The sequence below is a fragment of the Variovorax saccharolyticus genome (genome assembly GCF_030316765.1).
Classification (GTDB): Bacteria; Pseudomonadota; Gammaproteobacteria; order Burkholderiales; family Burkholderiaceae_C; genus Variovorax; species Variovorax saccharolyticus.
In genome coordinates, this window is record NZ_JASZYT010000002.1 from 590,801 (window position 1) to 602,509 (window position 11,709).

The 11,709-nt window shown below is 69.8% G+C and carries 11 protein-coding genes; 10 read left to right on the forward strand and 1 reads right to left on the reverse strand.

What is annotated here, in order from left to right; all coding sequences use genetic code 11:
- The first annotated feature begins 2 nt into the window (after positions 1–2).
- The 10 genes from murD to QTI45_RS09015 all read left to right on the forward strand — a co-directional run bounded on the left by murD (position 3) and on the right by QTI45_RS09015 (position 11,144).
- Positions 3–1,778 (forward strand): UDP-N-acetylmuramoyl-L-alanine--D-glutamate ligase, encoded by a 1,776-nt coding sequence (gene murD / locus QTI45_RS08970; RefSeq protein ID WP_286654096.1) that lies wholly within the window; start codon positions 3–5, stop codon positions 1,776–1,778.
- The gene (gene ftsW, locus QTI45_RS08975) at positions 1,775–3,067 is read left to right on the forward strand and encodes a putative lipid II flippase FtsW (protein ID WP_286368865.1); all 1,293 of its coding nucleotides are present in this window, start codon (positions 1,775–1,777) and stop codon (positions 3,065–3,067) included. The genes murD and ftsW overlap by 4 nt, the downstream gene beginning before the upstream one ends.
- Positions 3,064–4,125 carry an undecaprenyldiphospho-muramoylpentapeptide beta-N-acetylglucosaminyltransferase gene (gene murG / locus QTI45_RS08980; RefSeq protein WP_286654097.1) on the forward strand — a complete coding sequence of 354 codons (1,062 nt, stop codon included), beginning with the start codon at positions 3,064–3,066 and terminating at the stop codon, positions 4,123–4,125. The genes ftsW and murG overlap by 4 nt, the downstream gene beginning before the upstream one ends.
- Entirely contained in the window at positions 4,122–5,573 is a 1,452-nt protein-coding gene (gene murC, locus QTI45_RS08985) for a UDP-N-acetylmuramate--L-alanine ligase (RefSeq protein ID WP_286654098.1), read from the forward strand. Before murG ends, murC begins: the two co-directional genes overlap by 4 nt.
- Positions 5,570–6,553, forward strand: a complete 984-nt coding sequence (locus QTI45_RS08990) for a D-alanine--D-alanine ligase (protein ID WP_286368868.1) — start codon at positions 5,570–5,572, stop codon at positions 6,551–6,553. The genes murC and QTI45_RS08990 overlap by 4 nt, the downstream gene beginning before the upstream one ends.
- Positions 6,550–7,332, forward strand: a complete 783-nt coding sequence (locus QTI45_RS08995) for a cell division protein FtsQ/DivIB (protein ID WP_286654099.1) — start codon at positions 6,550–6,552, stop codon at positions 7,330–7,332. The genes QTI45_RS08990 and QTI45_RS08995 overlap by 4 nt, the downstream gene beginning before the upstream one ends.
- A 22-nt stretch (positions 7,333–7,354) precedes the next feature.
- The gene (gene ftsA / locus QTI45_RS09000; RefSeq protein ID WP_286368870.1) at positions 7,355–8,584 is read left to right on the forward strand and encodes a cell division protein FtsA; all 1,230 of its coding nucleotides are present in this window, start codon (positions 7,355–7,357) and stop codon (positions 8,582–8,584) included.
- Positions 8,585–8,746: 162 nt separating this feature from the next.
- Positions 8,747–9,952, forward strand: coding sequence for a cell division protein FtsZ (ftsZ, locus tag QTI45_RS09005; RefSeq protein WP_286368871.1), 1,206 nt, complete (start codon positions 8,747–8,749; stop codon positions 9,950–9,952).
- Positions 9,953–10,031: 79 nt separating this feature from the next.
- Positions 10,032–10,955, forward strand: a complete 924-nt coding sequence (gene lpxC, locus QTI45_RS09010) for a UDP-3-O-acyl-N-acetylglucosamine deacetylase (RefSeq protein WP_286368872.1) — start codon at positions 10,032–10,034, stop codon at positions 10,953–10,955.
- Positions 10,956–10,967: 12 nt separating this feature from the next.
- Positions 10,968–11,144 (forward strand): hypothetical protein, encoded by a 177-nt coding sequence (locus QTI45_RS09015; protein ID WP_286368873.1) that lies wholly within the window; start codon positions 10,968–10,970, stop codon positions 11,142–11,144.
- Positions 11,145–11,158: 14 nt separating this feature from the next.
- Here QTI45_RS09015 and ruvC read toward each other — a convergent pair whose 3' ends face one another.
- Positions 11,159–11,707 carry a crossover junction endodeoxyribonuclease RuvC gene (gene ruvC / locus QTI45_RS09020; RefSeq protein ID WP_286654100.1) on the reverse strand — a complete coding sequence of 183 codons (549 nt, stop codon included), beginning with the start codon at positions 11,705–11,707 and terminating at the stop codon, positions 11,159–11,161.
- Between the last annotated feature and the right edge of the window lie 2 nt (positions 11,708–11,709).

Genomic DNA, 11,709 nt, shown 5'->3' on the forward strand with positions numbered 1-11,709 from the left:
CCATGCGGCATCTGAAAGACCTCCACGTCCTCGTCCTCGGCCTCGGCGCGTCCGGCCTGGCGATGGCGCGCTGGTGCGCGCGCCACGGCGCAGTGCTCACGGTCGCCGACACCCGCGAGGCGCCGCCGCAGCTGGCGACGCTGCGCGCCGAACTGCCCGACGCGGTGTTCGTCGGCGGGCCGCTGTCGGCCGCGCTGGTCGAAGGCACGCCGGTGCGCGCGGTCTATCGCTCGCCGGGCCTCTCGCCTGCCTCGGTGGCGGTGGTGGTCGATGCGGCGCGGGCCATGGGGCTGCCGGTGGGCGGCGAGCTGGACCTGTTCGCGCGCGCGCTGGCGGACCTGCGCACGGTCGAGGTGGTCGAAGCGCCCGAGCCTGCGCCTGCCGCCGAAGCCGCCGAAGCCGCCGAGCCGCCGGCGCTGGAGCCGCCTGCCGCCACGCAGGCCGACCTCCACGCCAGCGACTTCGAGCCGCAGCCGCCCGCGGCCGACGCACCCGAGTTCGAAGCCGCCCGGCCGGCCGAGGCGATCACGGCCGCGCTGCCCGACGACGACGAGGATTCGTTCACGCCGCCGCCCGAGGTCGTGCTGCCGCCGCCGGTGCCGCAGGGCTATACGCCGGCGGTGCTGGCCATCACCGGAACCAACGGCAAGACCACCGTCACGGCGCTGACCGGCCAGCTGGTCGAGCGCGCCGGCAAGTCGGTCGCCGTGGCCGGCAACATCGGGCCGACGCTGCTTGATACGCTGGCGGCCCGCATGGATGCCGATGACCTGCCCGAGGTCTGGGTGCTCGAGCTGTCGAGTTTCCAGCTGGACGGCGTGCAGGGTTTCGAGCCGACCGCCGCGACCGTGCTGAACCTGTCGCAGGACCACCTGGACTGGCATGGCGACATGGCGAACTACGCCGCCGCCAAGGCCCGCATTTTCGGCGGCAAGGGCGTGATGGTGCTCAACCGCGAGGACGAAGCCGTCATGGCGATGCGGCCGGCGCCAGTCAAGCTGGCGCGCGGCCAGGTGGCGCGCAGCGTCGTCACCTTCGGCGCCGCGATGCCGCTGCGCCCGGGCGACTACGGCCTCGAGCGCCTGAACGGCATGGCCTGGCTGGTGCGCGCCCTGGAGGCCGACGAAACGCAGAAGCGCAAGCGCGGTGCGGCCGTGGAGGAAGAAGAGATCTTCATCCAGCGCCTGATGCCCGCGGACGCACTGCGCATCCGCGGCCGCCACAACGCGCTCAATGCGCTGGCCGCATTGGCCCTGGCCACCGCGGCCGGCTGCCAGCTGGCGCCGATGCTCTACGGCCTGCGCGAATACCGCGGCGAGCCGCACCGGGTCGAGCCGGTGGCGATCGTCCGCGATGTCGAGTACTTCGACGACAGCAAGGGCACCAACGTCGGTGCCACCGTGGCGGCGCTGGTCGGCCTCGGCGAGGAACGCCGGCTGGTCGTGATCCTCGGCGGCGAGGGCAAGGGCCAGGACTTCACGCCGCTGGCCGCGCCGGTCGCGCAGTACGCTCGTGCCGTGGTGCTGATCGGCCGCGACGCGCCGCAGATCGAGGCCGCGCTGGCCGCCACCGGCATCGCGCTGCTGCATGCGCCATCGCTGCCCGAGGCGGTGACGATGGCGGCCGGGCGCGCCCATCCGGGCGACGCGGTGCTGCTGTCGCCGGCCTGCGCCAGCTTCGACATGTTCCGGGACTATGCGCACCGGGCCGCAGTCTTCTGCGAGGCCGTGGAAGCGCTCGCCGACCTGCCGGCCAACCCGGCGGAGGACCTGCAATGAACAGCGCGACCAGCGCCTCGCCCGACAAGGCCGGCCGCTTCGGCGGCTGGTTCAGCCGCGCCAAGAGCGGCATCGATGCGCTGCCCATGCACCTGCCCGTGCGGCTCGGCAACGCCGGCATGACGCAGACCAAGGCGGCGCCGGTGCGCGTGCTCGGCTTCGACCAGGCGCTGGTCTGGGTCACGGTGGCGCTGCTGGCCTGGGGCCTGGTGATGGTGTATTCGGCCTCGATCGCGCTGTCCGACAGTCCGCGCTTCGCGCGCGCCGGCTACACGCCGACCTACTTCCTCACCCGCCATGCGGCCTCGCTGGTGATCGCCGCGATCGCCGGCCTGCTGGCGTTCCAGGTGCCGATGAAGACCTGGGAGCGCGCCGCGCCCTGGCTCTTCGTCGCCTCCCTGCTGCTGCTGGTGGCGGTGCTGATCCCGCACATCGGCATCAACGTCAACGGCGCCCGGCGCTGGCTGCCGCTGGGCTTCATGCGCTTCCAGCCCTCGGAGCTGGCCAAGCTCGCGATGGTGCTCTATGCCGCCAGCTACATGGTGCGCAAGATGGAGATCAAGGAGCGCTTCTTTCGCGCCGTGCTGCCGATGGGCATCGCGGTGGTGGTGGTCGGCATGCTGGTGATGGCCGAGCCCGACATGGGCGCCTTCATGGTGATCGCGGTGATCGCGATGGGCATCCTGTTCCTGGGCGGCGTCAATGCGCGCATGTTCTTCGTCATCGCCGCGCTGGTGGTGGTGGCCTTCGGCACGATCGTCGCGACCAGCCCGTGGCGGCGCGAGCGCATCTTCGCCTATCTCGATCCGTGGAGCGAGGAGCACGCGCTCGGCAAGGGCTACCAGCTCTCGCATTCGCTGATCGCGATCGGCCGCGGCGAGGTCTTCGGCGTCGGCCTGGGCGGCAGCGTCGAGAAGCTGCACTGGCTGCCCGAGGCCCACACCGACTTCCTGCTGGCGGTGATCGGCGAGGAGTTCGGGCTCATCGGCGTGCTGCTCGCGATCGGCCTCTTCTTGTGGCTCACGCGCCGCATCATGCACATCGGCCGCCAGGCGATCGCGCTCGACCGCGTGTTCGCGGGCCTGGTGGCGCAGGGCATCGGCATCTGGATCGGCTTCCAGGCCTTCATCAACATGGGTGTGAACCTCGGTGCCTTGCCGACCAAGGGCCTGACCTTGCCGCTGATGAGCTTCGGCGGCTCGGCGATCCTCATGAACGTGGTGGCGCTGGCCGTGGTGCTGCGCATCGATTACGAGAACCGCGTTCTCATGCGCGGAGGCCGCGTATGAGTCGTTGCGCATTGGTCATGGCCGGCGGCACGGGAGGTCACATCTTCCCGGGTCTGGCCGTGGCCGAGGCCCTGCGCGAGCGCGGCTGGCGCGTGCATTGGCTCGGCGCCCCGGGCAGCATGGAAGAAAAGCTGGTGCCGCCGCGGGGCTTCGCCTTCGAGCCGGTGCAGTTCGGCGGCGTGCGCGGCAAGGGGCCGCTGACGCTGGCCTTGCTGCCCCTGCGCCTCCTGCGGGCCTTCCTGCAGAGCATTGCCGTGGTGCGCCGCGTCAAGCCCGACGTGGTGGTCGGCCTCGGCGGCTACATCACCTTCCCGGGCGGCATGATGAGCGTGCTGCTGGGCAAGCCGCTGGTGCTGCACGAGCAGAACTCGGTCGCGGGACTCGCCAACAAGGTGCTCGCGGGCGTCGCCGACCGGGTCTTCACCGCCTTCCCGAACGTGCTCAAGAAGGCGCAGTGGGTCGGCAATCCGCTGCGCCCCGCCTTCACCTCGCAGCTCGAGCCGGCCAAGCGCTTTGCCGGCCGTGGCGGCCCCCTCAAGCTGCTGGTGGTCGGCGGCAGCCTCGGTGCGCGAGCGCTCAATGCGGTGGTGCCGAAGGCGCTGGCCCTGATCGCGGCAGCCGAACGGCCGCAGGTCACGCACCAGAGCGGCGCCAAGCAGATCGACGAACTGCGCGCCAACTACGCCGCCGCCGGCGTCGACGGCGAACTCACGCCCTTCATCGAGGACACGGCCGAGGCCTATGCCGAGGCCGACCTGATCGTCGCCCGCGCCGGCGCCAGCACCGTCACCGAAATCGCGGCCGTCGGCGCAGCAGCGCTGTTCGTGCCTTTCCCTTCCGCCGTGGACGACCACCAGACCACCAATGCCCGCTTCCTTGTCGACGCGGGCGGGGGCTGGCTCGTTCAACAAACCGAACTGACTCCTGAATTGCTGGCCGAATTGCTGAAGAACACCGGGCGCGCTGCGCTCCTGGAACGCGCCGAGAAGGCGAAGACGATGCAGAAAACCGAAGCGGTCGACCATGTCGTCCGCGCCTGCGAGGAGCTGGCGAAATGAAGCACGCGATCCGTCACATCCATTTCGTCGGCGTCGGCGGCTCGGGCATGAGCGGCATCGCCGAAGTGCTGCTCAACCTCGGCTACCGGATCTCCGGCTCGGACCTGTCCGACAGCGCGACCCTGAAGCGCCTGGCCAGCCTCGGCATCGCGACCTTCGTCGGCCATGACGCGGCCCACATCGCGGGCGCCGACGCGGTCGTCACCTCGACCGCGGTCAACGCCGAGAACCCCGAGGTGGTGGCGGCGCGCGAGAAGCGCATCCCCGTGGTGCCGCGCGCCATGATGCTGGCCGAGCTGATGCGGCTCAAGCAGGGCATCGCGATCGCCGGCACCCACGGCAAGACCACCACCACCAGCCTGGTGGCGAGCGTGCTGGCGGCGGCCGGGTTCGATCCGACCTTCGTGATCGGCGGCCGGCTCAACAGCGCCGGCGCCAACGCGCAACTGGGCAGCGGCGACTACATCGTGGTCGAGGCCGACGAATCCGACGCCTCGTTCCTGAACCTCCTGCCGGTGATGGCGGTGGTCACGAACATCGATGCCGACCACATGGAGACCTACGGGCACGACTTCGCGAAGCTCAAGAAGGCCTTCGTCGACTTCCTGCACCGCATGCCCTTCTACGGCGTCGCGATCCTGTGCACGGACGATCCGGCGGTGCGCGAGATCGTGACCCAGGTGTCCTGCCCGGTGACCAGCTACGGCTTCGGCGAGGAGGCCCAGGTGCGCGCGGTCAACGTGCGCGCGGTCGGCTCGCAGATGCACTTCACGGCCCAGCGCCGCAACGGCGTCACGCTGCCCGACCTCGACATCGTGCTGAACCTGCCGGGCGAGCACAACGTGCGCAACGCGCTGGCGGTGATCGCGGTGGCGGTCGAGCTCAACGTGCCCGACGAAGCGGTGCAGCGCGGGCTGGCCGACTTCAAGGGCGTGGGCCGGCGCTTCCAGGGCTATGGCGAGGTGCCGCTGTCGGGTGCCCGCACCGGCCGCTTCACGCTGATCGACGACTACGGCCACCACCCGGTCGAGATGGCGGCCACCATCGCGGCGGCGCGCGGCGCCTTTCCGGGCCGGCGCCTGGTGCTGGCCTTCCAGCCGCATCGCTTCACGCGCACTCGCGACTGCTTCGAGGATTTCGTCAAGGTCATCGGCCAGGCCGATGCGGTGCTGCTGGGCGAGGTCTATGCCGCCGGCGAGGCGCCGATCGTGGCGGCCGACGGCCGCTCGCTGGCGCGCGCGCTGCGTGTCGCGGGCAAGGTCGAGCCGGTGTTCGTCGACCAGATCACCGCCATGCCGCAGGCGATCCTCGACAACGCGCGCGAGGGCGACGTGGTGATCTGCATGGGGGCCGGCTCGATCGGTGCCGTGCCGGCCAAGGTGGTCGAGATCGGTGGGCTGGCGCCGCAGAAGTCGGAGCGCTTCACGCGCGAAGGGAGGGCGCTGTGAGCGTCGTTGATCCGAAGACCCTCGGCAAGGTGGCGGTGCTGTTCGGCGGCAGCTCGGCCGAGCGCGAGATTTCCATCATGTCGGGCACCGGCGTGCTCGAGGCCCTGCGTTCGCGCGGCGTCGACGCGCATGCCTTCGACCCGGCCGGACGCGATCTGTCCGAACTCAAGCGCGAGGGCTTCGCGCGCTGCTTCGTCGCCCTGCACGGCCGCCACGGCGAAGACGGCACGGTGCAGGGCGCGCTCGAATTGCTCGGCCTTCCCTACACCGGCTCGGGCGTCATGGCCTCCAGCGTGGCGATGGACAAGGTCATGACCAAGCGCATCTGGCAGGCCGACGGCCTGCCGACGCCGCGCTACGTGCGCCTGGCCTTCGACCAGCAGAGCCGCGAGCAGATCAACGCCGTGCCCGACGTGCTGGGCCTGCCGCTGATCGTGAAGCCGCCGCGCGAGGGCTCCTCCATCGGCGTCACCAAGGTCGAGGGCTACTCGCAGATGCAGGATGCGGTGGCGCTGGCGGTGCGCTACGACGCCGACGTGTTGTGCGAGGAGTTCATCGAGGGCGAGGAAGTGACCTGCGCCGTGCTCGGCAGCGGCCTCGACGCCGTGGCGCTGCCGGTGGTGCGCATCGCCGCGCCCGAAGGCGCCTACGACTACCAGAACAAGTACTTCACCGACGACGTGAAATACCACTGCCCGAGCGGCCTGCCCGAGGCCGAGGAGCACGAGATCCGCCGCATCGCGCTGGCCGCCTACCACCAGCTCGGCTGCCGCGGCTGGGGCCGCGCCGACCTGATGATCCGCGCCAGCGACCGCAAGCCCTTCCTGCTCGAGATGAACACCTCGCCGGGCATGACCAGCCACTCGCTGGTGCCGATGTCGGCCCGCGCGGCCGGCATCGCCTACGAGGACCTGTGCCTGCGCGTGCTGGCGACGGCCACGCTCGATTCCGGCCTGCCTGGAGGCGCCGCCACGCCATGACACGAAGCATCCCCGTGCCCTTCGACGTCAAGCTCATGAACGTGCTCGCGAGCCTCGTGTTCGCGCTGTTCGCGTTCATGCTGCTGGCGGCGGGCGGCTGGTGGGTGCTGCGTCAGCCCTTCTTCCCGCTGGCCGGCATCAAGGTCGACGGCGAGGTCACGCACAACAACGCGGTCACCCTGCGCGCCAACGTCGCGCCGCAGCTGGCGGGCAACTTCTTCACGGTCGACCTGGCGCGCGCGCGCAGCGCTTTCGAGTCGGTGCCGTGGGTGCGCAAGGCGGTGGTGCGGCGCGAGTTCCCGAACAAGCTGCGCGCCACCCTGACCGAGCACGTGCCGGTCGCGCACTGGGGCGATGAAGCCGGCTCGAGGCTGATCAACGGCTTCGGCGAAGTCTTCGAGGCCAACGTGGCGGAGGTCGACGACAGCCTGCCGCGGCTGGACGGTCCGACCGAGCAGGCCGGCCAGGTGCTCGGCATGTACCGCGTGCTGGCGCCGCTGTTCCAGCCCTACGAGCTGGCCATCGACCAGCTCACGCTGACCAGCCGCGGCAGTTGGCGCGTGCTGCTCGACACCGGGGCCGTGATCGAGCTCGGGCGCGGCCAGGGCGAGGAGGTGGTGGCACGCACGCAGCGCTTCCTGCGCACCGTGACGCCGGTGGCGGGGCAGTACGGGCGCACGGTGGCGTCGGTCGAGGGCGCCGACCTGCGACACAACGAGGGCTACGCGCTGCGGCTGCGTGGCGTGACGACGGTCGTTGCCGACCCGAAGAAAAAGTAGAGAGAGCGAACAGAGGAAGCACATGTCCAAAGAGTACAAAGATCTCGTTGTCGGCCTCGACATCGGCACCGCCAAGGTGATGGCGGTGGTCGCCGAGGTGCTGCCCAACGGCGAGCTCAAGCTGGCCGGGCTCGGCATCGCGCCGAGCAACGGGCTCAAGCGCGGGGTGGTGGTCAACATCGACGCCACCGTGCAGAGCATCCAGCAGGCCCTCAAGGAGGCCGAGCTGATGGCCGACTGCAAGATCAGCCGCGTCTACACCGGCATCACCGGCAGCCACATCCGCGGCATCAATTCGAGCGGCATGGTGGCGGTGAAGGACAAGGAGGTCACGCCGGCCGATGTCGCCCGCGTGGTGGAAACGGCACGCGCGATCAACATCTCGAGCGACCAGCGCCTGCTGCTGGTCGAGCCGCAGGAGTTCGTGATCGACGGCCAGGACGTCAAGGAGCCGATCGGCATGAGCGGCATGCGGCTGGAGGCCAAGGTGCACATCGTCACCGGCGCCCAGAGCGCGGCCGAGAACATCATCAAGTGCGTGCGCCGCTGCGGCCTCGAGGTCGACCAGCTGATGCTGAACCCGCTGGCCTCCAGCCTCGCGGTGCTGACCGAAGACGAGCGCGAGCTCGGCGTGGTGCTGGTCGACATCGGTGCCGGCACCACCGACGTCGCGATCTTCACCAACGGCGCGATCCGCCACACGGCCGTGATCCCGATCGCCGGCGACCTGATCACCAGCGACATCGCGATGGCGCTGCGCACGCCGACCAAGGACGCCGAGGACATCAAGGTCGAGAACGGCTATGCCAAGCAGCTGCTGGCCGACCCCGACACCCAGGTCGAGGTGCCGGGCCTGGGCGACCGCGGCCCGCGCATGCTGAGCAAGCAGGCGCTGGCCGGCGTGATCGAGCCGCGCATCGAGGAGATCTTCTCGCTGGTGCAGCAGGTGGTCCGCGAGTCGGGCTACGAGGAGGTGCTGTCGTCCGGCGTGGTGCTGACCGGCGGCAGCGCCGTGATGCCCGGGATGGTCGAGCTCGGCGAGGACATCTTCCTCAAGCCGGTGCGGCGCGGCATTCCGAAGTATTCGAGCGCGCTGTCGGACATGGTCGCGCAGCCGCGCGCCGCCACCGTCATGGGCCTGCTCGAGGAGGCCCGCTATGCGCGCCTGCGCGGCTTCAAGGTGGCGCAGAAGAACGGCTCCGTCAAGACCGCCTTCGGACGCTTCAAGGACTTCATCGTGGGGAACTTCTGACCATGAATCCTCACCGTCTCTGGCTGGCGCGCGGCAGTCCGCCTCTGCACTTCAACGAGCGATGGCGGCGAACAGGACCTCCGCCCTGACGAAGCTCTACGGTTACCCACAAAAAATTCATTCATCAATACACGGCAACTGCAAATTCAAGGAGTCAGAAAAATGGCTATCGAAATGATCGAGATCGAAGAGTTCAACCAGGGCACCCAGATCAAGGTGATCGGCGTCGGCGGTGGTGGCGGCAATGCCGTCGCCCACATGATGGAGCGCGGCGTGCAGGGCGTTCAGTTCGTCTGCGCCAACACCGATGCGCAGGCGCTGTCGCGCAGCAACGCGCACAAGACCATCCAGCTCGGCACCAACGGCCTGGGCGCCGGCAGCAAGCCCGAGAAGGGCCGCGACGCCGCAGAGGCAGCGATCGACGACATCCGCGAATCGATCGCCGGCGCCCACATGCTGTTCATCACCGCCGGCATGGGCGGCGGCACCGGCACCGGCGCGGCGCCCGTGATCGCGCGCGTGGCCAAGGAGATGGGCATCTTGACCGTCGGCGTCGTGACCAAGCCTTTCGACTGGGAGGGCGGGCGCCGCATGACCAACGCCGATGCCGGCCTGGCCGAGCTCGAAGCCAACGTCGATTCGCTGATCGTGGTGCTCAACGAGAAGCTGCTCGACGTGCTCGGCGAGGACGTGACGCAGGACGAGGCCTTCGCGCATGCCAACGACGTGCTGAAGAACGCGGTCGGCGGCATCTCGGAAATCATCAACGAGTACGGCGGCGTCAACGTCGACTTCGAGGACGTGCGCACCGTGATGGGCGAGCCGGGCAAGGCGATGATGGGCACGGCCGCCGCCAGCGGCCCGGACCGCGCCCGCATCGCCGCCGAGCAGGCCGTGGCCTGCCCGCTGCTCGAAGGCATCGACCTGTCGGGCGCCAAGGGCGTGCTGGTGCTGGTCACGGCGTCGAAGTCCTCGCTCAAGCTGAGCGAATCCAAGCTCGCGATGAACACCATCCGCGCCTACGCATCGCCGGACGCGCACGTGATCTACGGCGCCGCCTACGACGACGCGCTGGGCGACGAGATGCGCGTGACCGTGGTCGCGACCGGCCTGTCGCGCCAGGACGCGCGCCGCCAGGCGCCGACGCTCGAAGTGATCCGCACCGGCACCGACAACATCCCGTTCACCGTCCCGACCCTCGGCGGCGCTACCGGCCATGCCGGCAGCCAGCCGAACTACGACGGCATGGCGGTGCCCAGCGTGTGGCGCACCAACCGCACGATGGCCGCGGCCAAGGTCGATGCGCTGTCGTCCGGCGGCATGGACGACTTCGAGATCCCGGCCTTCCTGCGCCGCCAGGCGGACTGAGGTTGCGCGGGTGACGGCTATCGGGGACATAGCGAGGCGGACGGTGCGGGGACTGCCCCGCACCTCTAAAATCGCGTCCGTGCTGTCCCAACGTACCCTCAAATCGATCACCCGTGCCGTTGGCGTGGGGCTGCACAGCGGGCAGCGGGTCGAGCTCACGCTGCGGCCGGCGCCGGTGGATCACGGCATCGTGTTCCGCCGGGTCGACCTGCCCGAGCCGGTCGATATCCCGATGACGGCCGAGTCGGTGACCGACACCCGGCTGGCTTCGACCATCTCGTCGGGCGGCGCCAAGGTCCAGACCGTGGAGCACCTGATGTCGGCCTGTGCCGGCCTGGGCATCGACAACCTGCTGATCGACATCACGGCCGACGAGGTGCCGATCCTCGACGGCTCGGCCTCGTCCTTCGTCTTCCTGCTGCAGAGCGCCGGCATCGTGCCGCAGGCGGCGCCGCGGCGCTTCATCCGCGTCACCAAGCCGGTCGAGGTGCGCGAAGGCGAGGGCGCCGATGCCAAGTGGGCGCGGCTCGAGCCTTATCACGGCTTCAAGCTCAGCTTCGAGATCGACTTCGACCACCGCGTGGTCAATTCGACCGGCCAGCGCGTCGAGTTCGACCTCGGCAGCGGCTCCTACAGCCGCGACATCGCGCGGGCCCGCACCTTCGGCTTCACCAAGGAAGTCGAGTACATGCGATCCAAGGGCCTGGCCCTGGGCGGCGGGCTCGACAACGCGATCGTGATGGACGACACCAAGGTGCTCAATGCCGGCGGGCTGCGCTACGACGACGAGTTCGTCAAGCACAAGATCCTCGACGCCATGGGCGACCTGTATGTGATCGGCCGGCCCCTGCTGGCCGCCTACAGCGCCTTCCGCTCGGGCCACGGGCTCAACAACAAGCTGCTGCGCGAACTGCTCGCGCATCCCGAAGCCTACGAGGTCGTGACCTTCGACGACGAGAAGCGGGCCCCGTCCGGCTTCGCCGAAGTCGCGCGCGCCTGGTAGCGCTGCTGCACGATGCTGCTGTTCCGCTGGGCCATCCTGCTGCTGTTGCTGGTGGCCGGCGTTTCATTCGCCTTCTACGTGGGCACCGGACAAACCAGGTACCGCCGCTTCGGCTGGGTCGTGCTCAAGTGGACGCTGCTGGCCGCCTTCGGCTTCTTTGCGGTGCTGATCGCCGAGCGGGCCTTCTGAGACCTTATTAGATCTCAGCGCGTCCGCCCGTCCCGATACCGCCCGGTGGTGCTGCGCCCCAGCACGGTCGCCTGCCCCAGCCGTGCCAGCGAAGCGCCCACATGGGCATGCGTGATCGCGATCCCGAGCGCGTCCGCCGCATCGCTGCCCGGCAGCCCCGGCAGTTGCAGCAGCCGCTTGACCATCTCCTGCACCTGCGCCTTGGCCGCCCGGCCATGGCCGGCCACCGCCTGCTTCATCTGCAGCGCCGTGTACTCCGAGACCGCGAGATCGCGCGTCACCAGCGCGGTCAGGCAGGCGCCGCGGGCCTGGCCCAGCAGCAGGGTCGACTGCGGATTGACGTTGACGAACACGATCTCCACCGCGGCCGTGTCGGGCTGGTAGCGCGCGGCCAGCTCGCCGATGCCGTCGAAAAGGACCTTGAGCCGCGCCGGCAGCTCGCCGGTGCCCAGATGGCGGGTGCTGATCGTGCCGCTGGCGACATAGCGCAGCGCGTGGCCGTCGACGTCGACCACGCCGAAGCCGGTGGTCTGCAGCCCGGGATCGATGCCGAGGATTCGCATGG

Excerpts from the sequence above, each read along its gene's own strand:
- murD (WP_286654096.1), top strand. The coding sequence starts at position 3 with ATGCGGCATCTGAAAGACCTCCACGTCCTCGTCCTCGGCCTCGGCGCG.
- ftsW (WP_286368865.1), top strand. The coding sequence starts at position 1,775 with ATGAACAGCGCGACCAGCGCCTCGCCCGACAAGGCCGGCCGCTTCGGC.
- murG (WP_286654097.1), top strand. The coding sequence starts at position 3,064 with ATGAGTCGTTGCGCATTGGTCATGGCCGGCGGCACGGGAGGTCACATC.
- murC (WP_286654098.1), top strand. The coding sequence starts at position 4,122 with ATGAAGCACGCGATCCGTCACATCCATTTCGTCGGCGTCGGCGGCTCG.
- QTI45_RS08995 (WP_286654099.1), top strand. The coding sequence starts at position 6,550 with ATGACACGAAGCATCCCCGTGCCCTTCGACGTCAAGCTCATGAACGTG.
- ftsA (WP_286368870.1), top strand. The coding sequence starts at position 7,355 with ATGTCCAAAGAGTACAAAGATCTCGTTGTCGGCCTCGACATCGGCACC.
- ftsZ (WP_286368871.1), top strand. The coding sequence starts at position 8,747 with ATGGCTATCGAAATGATCGAGATCGAAGAGTTCAACCAGGGCACCCAG.
- QTI45_RS09015 (WP_286368873.1), top strand. The coding sequence starts at position 10,968 with ATGCTGCTGTTCCGCTGGGCCATCCTGCTGCTGTTGCTGGTGGCCGGC.
- ruvC (WP_286654100.1), bottom strand. The coding sequence starts at position 11,707 with ATGCGAATCCTCGGCATCGATCCCGGGCTGCAGACCACCGGCTTCGGC.